Origin of the sequence: Phaeovulum molybdatiresistens, from assembly GCF_023544865.1 — a bacterium.
Lineage (GTDB): Bacteria > Pseudomonadota > Alphaproteobacteria > Rhodobacterales > Rhodobacteraceae > Pontitalea.
Genome location: NZ_JAMJFX010000011.1, coordinates 85,200 through 104,102 on the forward strand (window position 1 = coordinate 85,200; position 18,903 = coordinate 104,102).

The following is an 18,903-nucleotide window of genomic DNA, read 5'->3' on the forward strand; positions in this document are numbered from 1 at the left end:
AGTGTGATGGGTTGGAGTATTTGACATGGCACAACGGGTTCATGCCAAGGTGGGCAGGCTGCGCGGGGTTCTGGCGCGCTCGGTTGCCTATGTCTCCAGCTTTGCGGTGGCGGTGGGGCCAACCCTGCCGGCCTATGCCGATGTCATCGCCAGCGGCGCGACAGCGACGGTGGTGACGCCTGACACGGCGGGCTCGGTCTTCGATGTCACCACCACCACCGTCAGCGGCGCGGGCATCGCCTACAATGCCTTCAGCAAATTCAACGTGGTCAAGGATACTACGGTAAACCTCTATCAGCCGACCGGAGCCAAAGCACTGGTCAACGTGGTGCAAAACACCAACGGTGACAAGAGCGTGATCAACGGCACGCTGAACACCCTTGTGGGCGTGCCGGGCAGCGCCACGGGCGGCAGCAATGTCTTCATCGTGGACCCGAACGGCTTTGTCGTCGGCGCAAGCGGCGTGATCAACGCCAACCGCCTAACGATGTCGACCGCGACCCAGGCCTTTGGCCAGGCGCTGTTGGACGAGGCGGCCTCGGGCGCTTCCAGCTATGCGGAACGGCTGTTTGCCGGCGATGAAGACCTGTCCGCAGCCAGTATCGAAACCTATGGCGTGATCAACGCCAGCCGCCTTGATCTGCGCGCAGGCGCACGGATGTTGTTGGGCGGGCAGATCAACGTGGTCGATACCGCACCCGACGCGGCCGGCGTGGTGTCGGTCGTCAATACCGAGGCGATCGAGCAGGCCAGCGGTGTGTCGACAAAAGGCGGCGTTCTGCGCTTCACCTCGGGCTCGGGCGGAACCGAGATTTCGGGCAATATTACCGCGCGCCGCAACGGCGCGGGCGGGGTCGTCACCGGCAAGTCCGAGGGTGATATCACGCTGAAAACCGACCCGCTCAAGGGCACCGGCTTGATCAATGTCACCGGCGCGGCCAGCGCCGATGCGGCGGGTTCGGTCCTGCTGTTCGCCGAAGGCTCGGCCCGGATGGAAGCCGGCTTTGCGATCAACGCCCAGTCGGTCGCGGGCAACGGCGGGTTCGTCTTTATCGAGGCCAAGGCCGAGGATTCCAGCTTTGACCCCTCCGGCGCGGTCACGTTGGCCACGCCCTCGATCGTGGCGCAAGGCGCGCTGCTGACGTATGGCCGCGGGGCCAACGGCTATTCCTGGCTGTCGGGCGAGACCGTCGAGGTGACGGGCACCCTGCAGACCCAGGGCGGCGATCTGCTGATCACGGCTGATGAGGGCGTGGTGATGCGCGCCAATGCTGCCATCGACAGCCGCCGCGCGGGCGGGTTGGACACCGCCGGGAACGTCGTCGTCTCGGCCCCGGCGATCGTGATGCAGAACGGATCCAGTATCCAGGCCACCGGGACTGGCGCCACGGGTGGCGGTCTGGTCGCGCTGATCGCGCGCGACGTGACCGACGATCCGCGCTGGAACATCAATGTCGAAAACAACAAAGCGCTGATCCGGCTGGAAAATGCCTCGATCACAGCGGGCGCCGTGGTGCTGAACGCGACCGCGAAAACCGCCAATATCCTGGGCGCGGATGATGCGGCGCTGGAAGAACAGCAGCTTGAGGACTACGAGGGCCAGCAGGCCAGCGTCGAGGACCAGCTGATCGATTTTCTGGGCACGGTCGAAGATACCGTGATCAGCGTGATGGAGCAGGGGCTTCAATCGCTGCAGGCCGCGATTCCCGTGCAGGTGCAGGTGATGGCCGCCGATGCGCGGATCGTGATCACCGACAGCGACATCACCGCTGCGGGGAACTGGAAGGGCAAGGCCCTGACGGTCACCAGCGATTTCACCGGCGACACCGAAGCGCGCGGGATCTTCGCCGCGGATGGGCTGCTGGAAGGCGGGCTGTCGTTGTTCGGAACCACCGGCCCTGCGTTCAACGTGACGCTGCCCACCGCCTTCGACCCCTCGCAAGAGGCGATCTTCGTCCATGCCCATGCCCAGACCGACGTGGCGATCGCGCCCAAGGCCTATGCCCTTGGCGTTGGCGTGTCGGTCACCAACACCGATGCCCGTGTGCAGATTCGAAATTCCGACCTGCGTTCGACCGGGGGCACGACCGGGACGGCGCGCAACATCGCGGTGCGCAGCACGGCCAGCGAAAACCTGAATGTCGCGATCGCGCCCTCGAAGGTTGCGGGGATTTCCGTTGGCGTGATCGTGGCAGTCCATGCGCTGCGCAATCAGCTGGTGGTGGACGGCGGCAGCATCACTTCGGCGGGCAAGCTGGATGTGGCGGCGCTGAGCACGCGCAACCATGCGACCTCGGTGGTGGCGAATGCGGGCAAGGATGGCAAGGGCGCCGTCGCGCTGAACGTCGAGATCGGCAACGCCCTGACCGAGGCCGCGCTTGGCGGCACGATCCGCACCCAGGGCGATCTGAACCTGGATGCGGAAACCCTGTATTTCGGCAAGGCACATACCACGTCATCGACGCTGGGGCTGGCCGATCCGACCAAGACCGCGATCAACAAGACCGCCCCGGTCGCGGCGTTGAAAGGCAAGGTCACCGAGGTGACCAATTCGATCAAGGAACGGCTGTCGGGCAAAAAGAAGGAAGAGGAAGACCCGAACGAGGAAAAGAAGCCGGGTTTTGCCTTTGGTCTGTCGTTTGACCTGCAGATCGACCGTGATGACACCTATGCCACGCTGGGCGGCAAGTGGCGTGATCTGGCCAACGACCGCGCGCTGGTCGCGCTGGGGACGACCTCGGTGCAGACCGGGGCGCTGGGGGCGGTCAATGTCACGTCCGGGCTGCGCTTTGCCAGCACGGCCGAGGGCGGGACGGAACTGACGCGGGCCATCGATTCCTCGATGGGCTTTCTTGACCGCGTGGCCGAGGCCGAGCTTGCGCGGATCAACGCCGCGCTGACTGAAGCGGGCCAGCCGACCGTCACCAAGGAAGAACTGGTCGGCCAATACGGCAATGCGGTCTTCCTGAACGGGTCCGTTATGCTGATGAGCGGCGAGACCGTGGCCGAGATCGGCAGCAATGCCACGATTACGCAGGCCACCGCCGTCAACGTGAACGCGAAGACGATCTACCCCGAATTCGATCGCTTTACCGATGTGCGCGACGCCTTCGTCGATTTCGCGACCGCCGTATCGGAATTCAGCCTGCTCGACTCGGGCCCGGACGAGGATGCCGTGCCTGCGCCCGCACCCGCGCTGCCCGATGTCGTGGCCCTGGCCGACCTTGGCAATTATCTGACCACCTATACCGGCGCCTATGCCGAACAGAACCAGATCGACGATGCGTCCGAGGGCAGTGAGACCAAGTCGCAGAACCTTGCCGTGGCCGTTTCGGTCAACGTGTTCAACACCAGCAACACCACACGCGCCGCGATCCGCGAAGGGGCCAAGATCGACCTGTCCGCCGAAGGCCCAGAAGGCGAACCGACGCTGGCGGGCGCTGTTGCGGTCAATGCGGTGCAGCGTGGGCTTTACACCCACATGCAGAACTTCCCGACCGATCTGCGCACCGTTACCAACCCGTTGGGATCGAACGACAACGTCGCCAACACCGTGGGCGGGGCCGCGACCGTGGCGCGCACCGCCTCCCGCGTCGAGGCGCTGGTCGAGGGCAACGCCGAAGTGACGGCGGAGACGCTGGATATCGACGCGCACAACCGCGCCATCGTCTTCAACCTCGTCTATGCGGGCGGCTCGGCTGCCAATGTGGCGATCAACGCGGCCATCGCGGCGCAGGCGGTGGAAAATGTCACCGTGGCGCGGCTGTCCGATCAGGCGATCGTCAAGACCGGCGATCTGACCATCGGCGCGCGTGATGACAGCGTGATCATCGGCCTGGCCGGGGCCTTTGCCGGCTCGGACGGCGCGGTCAGCGTTGGCGCCTCGGGCGTGGTGAACTTTGCCAAGCGGCAGCTTTACGCGGGCATCGGCCCGGCCGAGCGCGGCGCGGCTCTGGCAGGCACCGCTGGCGAAACCCGCATTACCGCCGACACGCTGACGATCACCGCCGACAACAAGGCGATCACGGTCGCCACCTCGGTCGCGGGGTCCCGCGTCAGCGGCAAGCCGGTCGATGACAGCCCGACGCCGCCGGCCGATGAAAGCAACGACGAGGACATGATCATCCCGTCCTGGTTGTTCGCCGAGGACGAGACCGAGGCGCTGAGCGCCCAGAACGATGTGACGCCTCCGTCCGAAAGCGGCACCCAGACCAAGACCGGCTGGGCCGTGGCGGGCGCTGCGACCATCAACCTGATGCTGCAAAACGAAACCGTGGCCGAGATTGCCAGCAACGCCCGGATCGAGCTGACCGGCGCGCTGGACATGGCGGCGCGGAACACCTCTTACGGGATCACCGGGGCGGGCGCGGTGTCCGCGGGCCTTGGCACGACGCAGAAGAACAACGCGCTGGCCGGTGCCTTTGCGGTCACGGTGGATGAACGCGACGTCAAGGCGCTGGTGCGCGGGGCGACGATTTCGGCCGACAGCATTGAGGTGCGCGCCGATGACAATTCGGTCGTGGTGGGCGTGGCCGTGGGCGGCGCGGGCTCGTCGAATGGCCAGGTGACGGTCGCGGGCTCGGTCGCGGTCAATGTGCTGACCGGCGAGACGCGGACCGAGGTGACGGATGCCTCGCTGACCAGCGTGGGCGACATTGGCCTTGAGGCTGAGGACCGCTCGCTGACCGTGGGTGTGGGCGGTGCGGTTTCGATCAATCTGAGCACCTCTGAAGGGGCGGGCGTGGGCGTCGGCATCGCGGTCAACGTGGTGGATCGTGGTGCCAGCACCCGCGTCTCGGGCGCGACGCTGATGGATGGGGATGCGCTGCGGATCGCGGCGCTGAGCCGCGCGCAGGTCTTTGGCTTTGGCGTGTCTGTCGGGGCGGGCAAGACGGGCGTTGCGGGCTCGATCGCGGTGAACACGATCACCGGCGGCGCGCAGACGCTGGTCGGCAACGACTCCGGCGCGCGCGTCGGCATCAAGGCGGGCAGCCTGTCGATCACCGCCGAGGAAAACAACCAGATCTGGTCGCTGGCCGGTGCGCTGACGATCGGGCAGAAGACCGCCGTGGGCGGGGCCCTGACGGCCAATGTCATCGTCATTTCGTCGGGCGCGGAACTTGTGAACACCGATGTCGCCGCGCGCGATCTGGCCGCCGATGCGCCCGAAGGCACCGAGGCGCCGGTTCTGGGCGCCGTCAGCGTCAGCGCGGACAGCAGCAGTCTGATCGGCACGCTTGCCGTTGCCGGTGCGGCCTCGGCCGAGGGCGCGGCGGTGGGCGTGGGCCTGTCAGGCAACAACATTACCGCGGGGCTGACCACTTCGGTTGCGGGCAGCACGATTGCCCAGGCGGAATCTGTCCAGGCCTTGGCCGACAACACCCGCATCATCCGCAGCCTTGGCGGCGGTGTGGCCGGGTCGGGCGCTGGCGCGGGCGGCTTTGCCTCGACGCTGAACCTGCTGATCGCGAATGACACCATCGTCACGCTGGACGGTTCCGAAATCACGTCGCGCGGCGACATCCTTGCCGCGGCGAAGGCCAGTGGCACTATCCAGACCGCGGCGGTCGCCGTTTCGGCCTCAGGCGCCAACTCGATCGGCGGCGCGGCGACGGTCAACGTCTCGACCGGGCAGATCCGGACCTCGGCCAATGGCGCCGTGCTGGAGGCGGACGGGGCGCTGACCCTGAAGGCGACCGATGCGCAGACGATCCAAAGCCTTGCGGGCGGGGTTGCGCTGTCGTCGGGGGGCGGGGGCGTGGGTGCGGCGCTGGCCGCCAACGTTATCGTGCATGACACCGTGGTCGAGGCCAACGGCGCGGCCCTGACCGCGCGCGGGGGCGATCTGTCGCTTCTGTCGTCGAATGCCGCGCTGATTGAATCGCTCTCGGTCGGTCTGGCTGTCGCGGGCGGAAGTGCGGCCGTGGCCGGGTCGATCTCGGTCGGCTACATCGGCAACAAGACCCGCGTGACGGCGGACGGCACCAGCTTTGTCGCTGGCACCGAGGCGGTCGCGGAAACGCCGGAAAGCCCCGCGGTTGCGGCCGATCCGCGCGCGATCACCCTTGCGGCGGACAAGACAAGCACGATCCGCATCCTGTCCGGCTCGGCCGCCGGGGGCAGCAGCGCGGCGGTGGGCGCCGCAGTGACCGTGGCGGTGATCCAGGACACGGTGACCACCGATCTGGTCGCGAATGCGCGGATCTTTGGCGGTGCGCTGAATGTTTCAGCCTCGAATAAGGCCAGCATTGACGCGATTGCCATTGCGGGCGCGGTCTCGAGCAGCACGGCGGTGGCAGGCTCCTTCGTCTATACCCAGATCGGCAAGCCGCCGTCGGATGCGGCCAGCGTTCCGGTCGCCTCGACCCCCGCTGCCGGTGCGCCGGCCGAGGGCGAGACCACCGATCCCGCCGCCGATGGCACCGCAGAGGCCGAGGGGCAGCGTGATGACGCGCTGGCGGCGATCCGCGATCGCGGCGGCTATCAGGGCTCGATCGACCTCAATGCCGCCAATGATGTGACGCGGGCGCGGCTGGCGCTGTCGGCCCCCGATATAGAGGTGGCGGGGATCGACATCAACGCGACCGAACTGTCGAAGACTCAGTCCTTCGCGGGCACGCTGGCGGCCAGCAGCAACGTGGGCGTGGGTGTGGGCATTGGCGTCAATCTGCTCTTTGGCCGGACCGAGGCGGAGCTGGTCATCCCCGAGGGCGCGACCGCGCGTACCAACGGCGTCGACGTGCGCGTCGCGGCAAGCCAGACCGGCACGATCGACACGCTGGGCGTGGCGCTTGGCGGGGCGGGCACCGTCGGCGGGGCGGGGTCAATCCTGGTCAATGTGTTCGACCGGGCGGTCTTGTCGCGCGTGATCGGCGCGGATACCGATGGCGATGGTCAGGTGGACGACGCAATCCTGCTGACCGAGGGCGGCGATGTCACGGTCAGCGCCAATCAGTCGGGCACAATCAACGCGCTGGCCGGCGTTGTCGCGGTGGGCGGCGTGGCCGGTGTGGGCGGGGCTTTTGGCGTCTCGGTCCTGGCCGATCGCAACGAGGCCGCGATCGAGGCGGTGCGCGTGAATACCGCGCTGGTTGAACCTGCGATCCCCGCGCGCCCGCTGTGGGATGCGGGCCGGGTCGATGTGCTGGCCAGCAATGAGGTTGAGCTGCTGTCGATTGTGGCGGCGGCCGCAGGTGGTGGCAAGGGTGCCTTTGGCGGCAGCGTTGCGGTGAATGTGGCGCAAGGGTCCGTCACCGCGGCGCTGCGGCGCGCGACGGTGCAGGCCAGTGCGGTGCAGGTCGCGGCGGATGTGAAGAACACACTTGGCGCCAATGCGGGCGCGCTGTCGGTTGGCGGCTTCTTCGCCGGCGGTATGGGCGTGACCACCAATGTGTCGCGCATGAACGTGCTGGCCGATATCGACGCCAGCACGCTGCGGGCGGATGGTGATCTGCGATTGACGGCCAATGCCAATACCGCGATGTCGGGCATTGCGGTCGGCGGGGCCGCCACGATCGGCGTGGCGGTGGTGGGCACCGGCGTCGGCAACAGCGCGAAGAACACCGTTTCGGCGCTGATCCGCAACACCGGCGCGGCAACCGATTTCGGCGGCTCGGATATCGTGACGCGCGGCAGTGCGCTGGTGCGCGCGACGGGCACCAACACGATCACGCTTGCGGCGACCGAAGATGAACTGGAGCAGGGTGAGTCGAACGGCGCCGGCGTGAACCTGAACTTCTCGGTCGGGGCGGCGGGGATCGGCGTTGCAGTTTCGGTCAATGAAACGGCGAATGCGATCACGGCGGGGATCGCGGACGGATCACGCCTGATCGCGCTGGGGGAAACCGCGATCAGCGATGGCCGTCTGGGCACGTTCCGCGGCGCGGGCTTTGATGCCCTGGCCAACACCACAATCGATGTGGTGACGGTGAATGCGGCCGGCGGCGCGCTTGCTGCCGTGTCGGGGCTTTTGACCTTCAACGTGGTGTCGGATGTGGCGCGCGTGCAGATCGGCGGCGGCACCGGCGCCCGGGCCGCGATCGTGAACGGCCTGCTGGCCGGTGAGACCGATCCGGCCAATGATCCCGCGCGCGAAGTCGGCGCGTTCTTTGACGCCGCGGGCGAGCCGCTGGCCAATCTGGCGCAGGACACCATCCTGCGCGCCGATGTGATCAATGACATTGAGGCCTATACCCTGGGCGTTGCGGTTGGTGCTGGCTATTCCGTGGGCGCCGCTTCGGGCAACAACCTGATCGCCAGCACCGCCGAGATCGAGCTGAACTTTGGCAACGTCGGCGCCGCGCGCAATGTGACGGCCAATGCCAAGGTCGATACAGCGCTGGATGCCTGGGTTCTGGGCGTCGGTGGCGGCTTTGTCGGGACGGCGGGCAGTGTCGATGTGAATGTCGTCACCTCGAAGGCGCGGATTGCGGTTCTGGGATCGCAGGTGGACGCGGGTCTGCGCAATTCGGCGGGGGCGCTGCGCTTTGGCACCCTGGCCAAAACCGACCTGTTCACCGTTGCGGGTGGGGCGGCTGGCGGGGCCGGCGCGGTGGCCGGTGGCTTTACCATCAACCTGCTTGATACCACCTCTGAGATCGTGGTTCAGGATCGTTCCGACACGACCGATGGCGAGACGCTGACCGCGCGCAGCATGCTGTCGGCAGCGCAGGATCTGATGCTGGACGCGCGCACCGAAAATGCAACCGAAGGCTATGCCGCAAGCGCGGCGGGCGGCGCGATAGGCGTGGCGCTGGCGGCCAATGTCAATCTGGTGCAGTCCGACACGCGCGTTGATATCGGTGCGGGGACGACCTTGCGCGCAGATCGCAACCTTGGGTTGCGCGCGACCGAGATCAGCCGCATTGCGGGCCAGTCGGGCAGCCTTGGTGTGGGTGCCGTCGGTGCCGGGGCCTCGCTGGATTATGTGAATTTTGCGGCCAATACCGCCGTGCGGATCGGGGCGGGGGCGCAGGTGCGCGCAGAGGGCAGCCTGACGGCGACGGCGCTGGCGCAGCGTGACGTGGCTTCAACCGTGGGCGTGGGCGGCATCGGCCTTGGCGGCCTGTCGGCAGCGATTTCCGTGATCGAATTGGGCGGGCTTGGGCAAGACGGCAAATCCGACCGCGATGCGGCGCTGGCCGATATCCAGCGCAGCCTGAACGAGGATCAGGATACCGGCAGCGCGGGCGACAAAGGCCGCGCGTCGGATCTGGCGGCCTATGCGGGCGGCGCGGATACGCGCGCCCGGATGGTGGCGGCGCGGCAGGCGGTCAATGTCACCAGCGCCCCGGCGGTGGATGGCATCGGCGTGTCGCTGGGCGAGGCTGCCGTGCTGGAGGCTGCGGGCCCTGTCACGCTGACCTCGCTGGGCGAGCTGAAAGTGGTGCAGCGCGTGGGCAGCCTGTCGGGCGGGGCGGTCGGCATCTCGGCCGCGGTCGGGGTTGTCACGGTCAAGACCGACAGCAATGTGCAGATCGGGCGCAATGCGCAGATCCGGTCCGATGGGGCGATCACGCTTGCCTCGCGCATTGTGGGGCTGAACGGTGGGCTTGCGGTGGACAGTCGCGTGGCCTCTGTCGCGGCCTCGGGCACGGCGGGGGCGGCGGCCGGGATCTCGGCGGTGTCGGCCAGCGCCGATGCGCGGATCGTGGGCGCATCCGGCGCGGTGCTGGGCGGTCTGAACGCGCAGCGCGCCGGCTCGCTGACGATCACGGCCGAACGCACCGACAGCGTCAGGGCCGAGGTTTACAACCTTTCGGTCTCTGGCGTGGGGGGCGTTGGCGCTGCGGTGGCCACGGCGCGCAACCAGGGCCAGACGGTGATCAGCCTGGGCGCGGCCGATGGCGCCGCTAGCCGGATCGAGGCCACGACCGTCAGCCTGCGGGCGCGTGACGCCAGTGTCGTGCGCGCCACGGCGGAAGGCGCGACCGGCGGGGTGTTCCTGGCGGGCAATGGCGCCGCTGCCACGGCCGAAAGCCAGGGCGAACAGCGCGTGGCGCTGACCAATACCACGGTGCGGGCACAAAACCTGACCCTGTCGAACCGCAGCCAGGCACGGGCCGAGGCCGAGGCCAAGGGGATGTCGGTTGCGGGTGGCCTTGCGATCGGGGCCTCGTTCGCGCGGGCGCAGATGGCGTCCAGCGTGGCGACGACGCTGGCGGGCGGTTCGATCAGCGCGACCACGGTGAACCTTTCGACCGGGATCGACGCGCTGAACGGCACCAATTCCTGGGCGCGGTCGTCCTCTTCCTCGGGCGGGATCCTGTCGGGCAATGGCGCGGATGCGCGGGCCTGGCTGGATTATGACGTGGCCACGACGATCAGCGGCGTGATCAACGCAGCAGGCACCGTCACGGTCCTGAGCGATGCCGCCGCCGCCCGCAGCCGCGCGATTGCCAATGGCAAATCCTTTGGCGTTGCGGCGATCGGGCTGGTGCTGGCACAGACCGGGCAATCGGCGGGGCGGACCGCCTCGGTGGTGACCACGCTCGAGCAGGGCGAGATCGCCGCGCGCGGCGCGGTCAGCATCACCTCATCCAATGCGCCCGACATGGCGGTGGACCTGACCTCGGGGTCGGGCGGGGTTCTGCAGGGCTCGGGCGCCGAGGCGCTGGTCAACGCGCGCACCCGCACGCGCACCGACATAGGCACGACGGGTGTTGCGACGGTGGCCTCGGACACGGCCTCGGTGGTGATCGCCGCGGGGCATGCAGCGCGCGTCGACAGCGTGCTGGACAACCGCGCGGGGGCGCTGATGGGCGCCTCGGGGGCGAAGACGCGGACCGAGATTGCCAGCCAGGTCGGCACCACGATCGGTGGACAGGCCAGGATCTTTGCCCGCGATCTGGATATTTCCGCCGCCAATGCGGTGACGCGGCCCTATCGCGACTACAACATCAAATCTGCCTCGGGCGGGGCGATCGATGTGCCGGCGATGATTTCACGGGTGACGGTGGATGCGACGACCGATCTGGATGTGAACTCGGGCGCGCAGATCGTGCAGACGGGCGATGCCTTCAACCCGGGCACGTTCAACCTGGGTATCACCACCAACATGGCGCTGTCGGACCGGTTGTTCCTGGATGCGGGCGGCGCAGTTGCTGTGCCGGTGGGCGATTCCAATGTGCAGGTGCGCACCAACAACGCCACCGTGACGATTGGTGCTGCCACGCTGTTGGGTCTGGGCGAGATGTCGATCTACAATGGCGGCAATGCCGATCTGCGCGCCGAGGTGGATACCAAGTCCTATGGTGTGGCGGGGGCGGCGACGTCGATCACGCGGGCGACTTATAATGCGGCCAACACGATCCGGCTGACCAATGGCGCCGATCTGGAATCGCTGGGCGATGTCCGGCTGATGGCGGGCCATGTGAAGAACGCGGTGCAGACGGTGAAGCTGCGGGCCGAGGCGCGCGCCTTCAACAAGACCGCCTTCCCGATCAACATCGATCCGGTGGCCGATGCGATCGCCAACACCACCTCGCTGATCGACATCGGCGAGGGCGCCAGGGTCACATCCGTGCGTGATGTCTACCTGCTGTCCGAGGCAGGAAGCCGCGATGTGGTGGGTTATGGGCGGGGCAAAGACCTGTATCGCCAAGCGTTCGCCGCGGTGGGGAGCTTCCTTTCCAATCTGGTGGGTGGCGGCGATGTGAGCCTGGACATCGAGACCGGGCGCAGCATCGACAACAACACCGACGGTATCCAGGTCAACGGCCATGTCCGCGCGGGCTCGCGCAACAAGCAGGTCCTGATCTTGGGTCTGGATGCGGCGGGCAACTACACGCTGCTGAACGACCAGACCCGGCAAGAGGGCAATCCGGATGCGGTCTATGACAATGCCTGGGCTGACGATATCGGCTGGACGGTGACGCGCAACGTGGCCCCCGCGGTCGATCTGCAGAACCGTATCAACGAGATCAACGGCTATCTGGCCAACCCCTACCTGACCAGCAGCGCGGGCGATGTGCGCGATGGTTCGGGCAATCTGGTGTCCAGCACCGATCCGATCCGGCAAGCCTGGATTGCCGAACTGTCGACGCTGCGGGCGCGGCAGGCCGGTGTTGCCGGGCTGCGGGTGGACTGGGTCGAACTGGGCCCGATCCTGGCGGTTGAGGGCAATATCATCATGCGCGCCGACTATGTGCAGGGCACGCAGACGGGCGAGCTGAACGCGCCGGGTGATGCGCTGATCAAGGTTTGGATCGAAAGCGGCGCGTGGCTGGAAACCGACAGCATGACCATTCCCACGGATGCGGGCGGGCGCATCACGCTGAATGACGTGCTGGTGTCCAATACCGACGAGGTGCGGGTGCAGTCTGGCTATCGCCCGGGCCCCTATGCCTTCAACATGATCTCGGGCGAGGATGACGCCGATCCCAAGATCGAGGTGGTGACCTTTACCCCCGACACCGGGGCGCGCGGCGATGGCACGATCATCGTGGGCGGCGATCTGCTGAACCTGCGCGGCGAGGCCTTCGTGAATTCGAACGCGGGGTCTGTCGACATCCGCGCCGACATTTCGGCCCGGACGATCCGGGTGAATGCCAATGCCGACGTGATCGTGGGCTATCAGCCGGGCGTGCGCAACATCGGTGCCTCGCCCGAGGGGCAATATGCTGAATACTTCGCCGCCCGGCAGGATCTGCGGCGCTTCAACCCGTTCTACGTGATGCCAGTCGGCAGCCTTGGTGCGCCTTTCACCGGGCGGGTCGACGTCCCCAGCGGTTTCGTGCTCTTGCCAACCGAAGGCGGGCTGCGCGCGGGCCGCAACGTCTACATCACCGCCGATGTGCTGAACATCAACGGTCTGATCCAGGCGGGCACGGGCACCTTCGACGTGACGATCCTGGCCGGCATCGAGGCCGAGCTGAACGCGCTGCGGCTGGAAAACGGCCGGTCGGGCCGGGTGCTGATCCACGACACCGCCTTCCCGGAAAACGAGCGGGTGGCGAAATCGGCCAACATCACCGCCAACACCAACGTCAAGGTCTATTACAACTACGACACCGACCAGCTTGAGCTGGACGACATGTATGTGCGCGGCGGCACGGTGATGATCACCGGCAACATCATCTCGACCGGCAATGGCCGCATCGAGGCGCTGGACGGCTTCGGCCGGGTCAATATCAACAGCGCGGCGACGACCGATCTGGTGGTGCGCCGCATCGACCTGGGCGGTGAACAGGATGGCACGCGCGGTCTGGCCGGGCTGGTCCGGATCACCGACACCTCGAAGACGGTCGCGGGCGGCAATTTCCTGATCACCGATTTCGTCCGCAACGGCGGCGCGCTTGAGGTCTATAACAACGCAGGCCCGATCGGCACGGTGGCCTATACCAACAAGGTCGGCGAAAATCCCGATGGCACCGACATCACGGTGACGCTTTACAAGCCCGGCGATCTGGTGTCGCGCACCACCGCCAATGGCGGGCGGTCGGCCAGCTATGATCCGACGCAGAACCGCGACCTGATCTATGTCACCGCCGAACGCACCACGCGCGAATGGGACATGAAGCGCGAAGAGCTGATCGTGATCGGCATCACCGGGTCCAAGCGCAAGAAGGTCGTCAACACCCGCGTCAAGACCATCGACGAAACCGAGTCCCTGGGATCGGCGCCCTATATCGGCGCCTCGCTGGTGGGCTATGGCGATTATCCCTATGCGATGCGCGGCAATTACTATGTCGAATCCTTCACCAAATCGCCCGAGGTGAAAACCCATGACTCGGTGCGCTGGTGGAAGCTGGGCTCGGGCTGGCGGCATTACGAATGGACCGAGACGCTGGTCACGGTGCAGCGCTATGAACACCGGCTGAAGGCGGATTACCCGATCTCGATCTACTTCAACGGGTCCGACGCGGCCGCGCTGAACATCAACACCACCGGCAACGTGGTCTTTGCCAGCGCGATCCTGAACGAACTGGGCACGACCAACGTGACCTCGATGCAGGGGTCAATCCTGTCCGGGTCCAAGGACGTGATCCTGAGCACCGCCGACACGGTCCTTAGCGCGGTGAACGGGTCGATCCGCGGTGTGGACGGCGAATTCCGCTTGAACCAGACCGCCACCGGCACGCTAAGCCTGGTCGCGGGCGATCTGATCGACGTGCGTGAACAGCGCGGCAACATGAACATCCTGCGCGCCGAAACGCTGCGTCGGCCCGCGGGCGCGGCCACTGCGCAGGTGGGCACGGTGCGGCTGACCGCGCAGGGCAGCATCATCCAGGTCGGCGATCAATCCGTGGTCAAGGGCTCGGATATCGTGCTGATCGCCGAGGACGGGGGGCTGGGAACCTCTGCCGCGCAGCCCTTCCGCATCGACACCGATGGCGGCACCCTGACCGCCCGGGCGCGCAACAACCTGTTCGTCGAGGAACTTTCGGGCGATCTGGGCCTGCGTGAGGTGGTGTCCGCGGCGGGTGATGTGACGTTGATCGCGCGTGACGGTTCGTTGCTGGACCGCAACAATGTCGAAACGCGCGATATCCGCACGCTAGATGAATTGCGCACCCTTTGGGCCGATGAGCTGGGTCTTTACGGCGAGGCTGCCATCGCGCGCCGCACCGCGGATCTGATCGCCAATATCGAGGATGACCGCACCCAGCTCTACCATGACTACTGGGCACGGCGCGGTGCTGGGACCAGCGCGATGTTCACCCTTGACCAGACACTGGAGGCCGGTCTGCGCCGCGATGTGACGCTGGAAAACGGCACCGTGATCCCGGGCTGGGATGACGCGCGCATCAACGCCTATGTGGCCGAGCGTCAGGCGCTGTTTGATGGCTGGAACGCCACCGAAACCACCTATGACCCGAACCGCCGCATCACGCTGGCGCCGGCCGATCTGGACGCGGTTTACACCGATACCATCGCCTGGTCGGAACAGTCGCTGCAGCGCTCGCTGCGCGCGGGCCTGGTGCGGGTGCGTGAAACCGGCGACACCCAGATCCGGGTCGAAGACCCGAACGTCCGCGCGGCCGGCAATATCACCCTGATCGCGCGGGATTCCATCGGCGAACTGCTTGACCCCTATGTGATCGCGCGGCGCAGCGGCGCATTGACCGATGCCGACCTTGAGGTGCTGTTCGGCGCCGAGCGGCAGGACATCGTGATCGATGAGGTGACCGGCGAGATCCGGATCCGCCAGAACGAGGATCTGAACTTTGCCTTCGACGCGGTCGATGGGGCGGGCAATGCCTTTGGTTCGCTGCGCGTAGTCGCCGGAACGCAGGAAATCTTCCTGTCGGCCCTGACCCCCGCAACGATTTCGCGGGTGGAAAGCACCGGCCGGGTGGATCTGCGGATCGATGGCAACATGGTCGACAATGCCGATGCGGGCAGCCAGGCCGTGCAGGGCGGGGTGATCATTCTGGAAGCGGGCAATGCGGGCGCGATCGGCGTGGCCGACAATCCGCTGACGGTCAACGTGCTGGACGGCGGGTCGCTGACGGCGCGGGCGGGCAAGGGGCTTTACGTCCACGCGCCGGTGTCCGGCATGCCGCTGCGCGAGATCTTCTCGGGCGGGGCGGTGTCGCTGATGGCTGCGGGCGCGATCACCGATCTGGTGGGCGCGGATGTGCCGCGCATCATCTCGGGCGGGGCGCTGCTGCTGGATGGCGCCTCGATCGGCACGGGCAGCGCGCTGCTGGGCATCCGCATGGATGACACCAGCGCTGCGACCGCAACGGTGATCACGCGGGTGGGCGATGTGCATCTGAAGGCCTATTCGGACCTGCCGCTGGAACGCGCGCGGATCGCGGGCGGTGGCCGGATCGTGCTGGCACCGGGCAGCCTGATGCGGCTTGTGTCGCTGGACACGGTGGTCTTTGGCGCCGATGCGACGCTGGTTCTGGACCTGCCCGAGGGCATTGACACCACCGCTTCGGAGGGGACCGATATCGCCGGCGGCAGGCTGCAGGTGATATCGAATGGCACCTTCGGCACGGCGACCAAGCCGATCGTCACCGATCTGGTGGTGCTGGATTATCGCGCGGCGGACCTGCCGGGCACGGTGCGCGACACCTCTCTGTGGATGCGCGACCTTGGCACGCTGCGGCTGGAAACCGCGCTGATGAACGCCAATGCCGGGTCCATCACCCATGTCGTCGCGGCACAGGATCTGTCGGTCGGGCTGGCGCAATCGGTGGCGCTGACGCAACTGCGGGCCGGGCGTGATCTGACCGAGGGCCGGATCATCGCCGAACGGGCCGAGCTGACCGCTGGCCGGCACATGGGCGGCACCAGCCGTCTGGACCTGACCGTGGCCGAGTTCCAGGCAGAGACGCTGCAGGATGGCGATGCCACGCTGCTTTTGCGCGACCGCGACGTGACGATCGACTTTGTCACGCTGAACGGCACCGGCGCGTTGGACCTGATCGTGCGGAACGGCGCGACCCTTCTGAACGCCGGCACGGGGATCACCACGCAGGCCGGCGATCTGTTGATGCGGACCGAGGATCTGACCGCCGATGCCGACATCCGTTCGGCCCTGGGCAATGTCGATCTGGGCGTCGATGGGACTTTCCTGACGACTGAGGATGTCTCGATCCGGTCGACGGCGGGCAACGTGCTGCTGACGGCATCGGGCCAGACCCGCCTTGGGGCGCGCAATCTGATCGGTTCGTCGGATGGCACCGTTGACGTTTCGGTCGGTGGCGATCTGCTGACGGGTGAGGACGTTGCGATCCGCAGCGAGCGGGGCACGGTTGGTGTGTCGGTCGATGGCAGCGCCACGATTGGCGATGACAACCTGATCCGCACGCTGAACGCCACCGATGGTGCCTTGCGGATGACCGTGGGTGGCCAACTGTTGGTGGGTGCGCAATCCGCGCCGCTGATCCAGGCCAATGTGGATGGTGCGCTGGCGGTGCTGCGGTTTGGCTCGGTGCTCAATACCGGGCCCACGGGCCTGCGGGTGCAGGTCGCGCGCATCGACAGCGTGGTCGAGACCGGCGACAGCCATCTGCGCGAGGAAGATGCGATCATCGTCGAACAGGTGGTGGCCAATGCCGGGAACGTCGATCTGTATACCGGCGGCGACACGATCCTGCGCCGCGCGGCGGCGGGCGGGGCAGGGGGCGGCACGGTCGTCATCGGGTCGGGCGGGGTGCTGCTGGGCGATACGCCGGATGTGACCGGATCGCTGATCAAGCTGTTCGCCTTTGGTGGCCGGCTGGGCGCCGAGACGGCAGGCACCGCGATGCGGGCCGACACCGCCCCGGGCGCCGAGGTGTGGTTGCTGGCGCGCGACACGCTGGATTATGCCGAACGCGCGGGCGATCTGCGGCTGGCGGCGGGCTTCTCGATAACCGGGGATGCCACGATCCGGGCCAAGGCGGGCGGGATCACCGCGGGCGTCCTGGGGGCTGCGGGCACGCTGACGCTGGATGCGGTCGGCCTGCTGGACGTGAACCTGATCGGGCGCAGCGCGATCGACATCGCCGATGAGGTCGGTCTGCGCCTGGTCGATGATCTGCCCACGCGCTATGGCATCTATGAGGTCGCCTCGCCCGAGCGGCTGGTGCTGCGCGCGCGCGGTGCGGGGTCGGCGCTGCGGCTGGGTCTGGGCAACGTCAAGGGCCTGGCCGAGCTTTATGCGGGCAATCTGGACGCCAACCTTTATGACGTGACGCCCGAGGATGGTCTGCGCCTGCGGCTGGCCGATGGCAGCACCGAAGGCTTTGCGCTGACCGATGTGCATGTGATCGGCGATGGCGCGCGCATCGAGCTGACCGATCCGTTCGCGGATGTGCGTCCGCTGCTGGACGGCCGCTTCCTGGCCAAGCTGCGCCCCGAGGATACGCGCCAAAGCACCGCCGAGGGTCCCTTGACCATCGAGTTCGCGCGGATCGCCGAGGGGCAGTTGACCCATGCCGGGCCGCGCATCCTGGGCCAGGATATCGTGATCAACGGCGATGTCTGGTTCCGTCAGCGCACCTTCGATCTGCTGGCGACGGTGGCCTACCGCCAGCTTGACGTGACCGCGGATGGTCAGGTTCTGGCCTGGCGGTTCGAACCGGGCACGACGCGTCCCGTTACCGGCAAGATCGGCTTTGATCTGGCGGATGAGATCACGCTGACCACCCAGCATGTCTTCCCGCTGAACCGGCGTCTGGGTGGGGTCAGCCTTAACGGCGGACAGGGCTTTGTCTTTGGCGTGGGATCGGAAACGCAGATCATGGTCAACCCGTTCCTGCGCAACATTGGCGACCCGGGCGTCGTCACGCCGCTGTTCTCGAAAGAGTTCGGATCGGGCGTGCCGGGCGGGGAAAACCCGGTGCTGAAATTCCCGCTCGTGCTTGCATCGCTGTGACAGACAAGGCTGGCCCGAGGGCCAGCCTTCGATTTTCCAAAGGGGGCACTGTATAGCAGGTCGCGTGGTGAGTTGCTTGTAAGAGAGCGGACGCAGTTGATCAGCGCGCTTCGCGGCCAACTTGCTGAAGGCGGCCTAATCGCGGGCAAGGGTACAAAGCATATCGGACAGTTCGGCGAACGGCCGGATAAGGACGATCTGCCCGAACTGGTCCGACAGATCGGCGAGCACTACCTCAATCAACTCGCGCAGATAGAAGCTGAGATCTCCCGGCTAGACGCCCGTATCGCCTTCACAAAGCGTATTGATGTCGACCGTACGTGTTGTGTTGTTGTGATTGCCGACCCCTATTAATCGCGCTGGACGCGTGTCAACGCCGGAGCAAAATTGGGCCACGGGGCGGCGCAAGATTAGGCCACTTTGGGTCTGTGCGGGGCGCGCACGGTGTGCGGCGGCCCGTCAGCCGCGCTCTTCATGTAGCTGGCTGGCCTGCTGCCGGTTTCGTGGACGCGAAGATAAGATCGTGACCAAGGCAACGGAGATCGGACATGGTGAGACGGAAGTTCTCGAAGGAGTTCAAGTTTGAA

At 66.7% G+C, this 18,903-nt stretch carries 2 protein-coding genes; both read left to right on the forward strand.

Going from position 1 to position 18,903, the window contains the following annotated elements; genetic code table 11:
• Positions 1–25: 25 nt before the first annotated feature.
• The gene (locus tag MXB90_RS09760) at positions 26–18,316 is read left to right on the forward strand and encodes a leukotoxin LktA family filamentous adhesin (protein WP_250044082.1); all 18,291 of its coding nucleotides are present in this window, start codon (positions 26–28) and stop codon (positions 18,314–18,316) included.
• A gap of 96 nt (positions 18,317–18,412) precedes the next feature.
• Positions 18,413–18,670, forward strand: a complete 258-nt coding sequence (locus MXB90_RS09765) for a hypothetical protein (protein ID WP_250044084.1) — start codon at positions 18,413–18,415, stop codon at positions 18,668–18,670.
• Positions 18,671–18,903 lie beyond the last annotated feature (233 nt).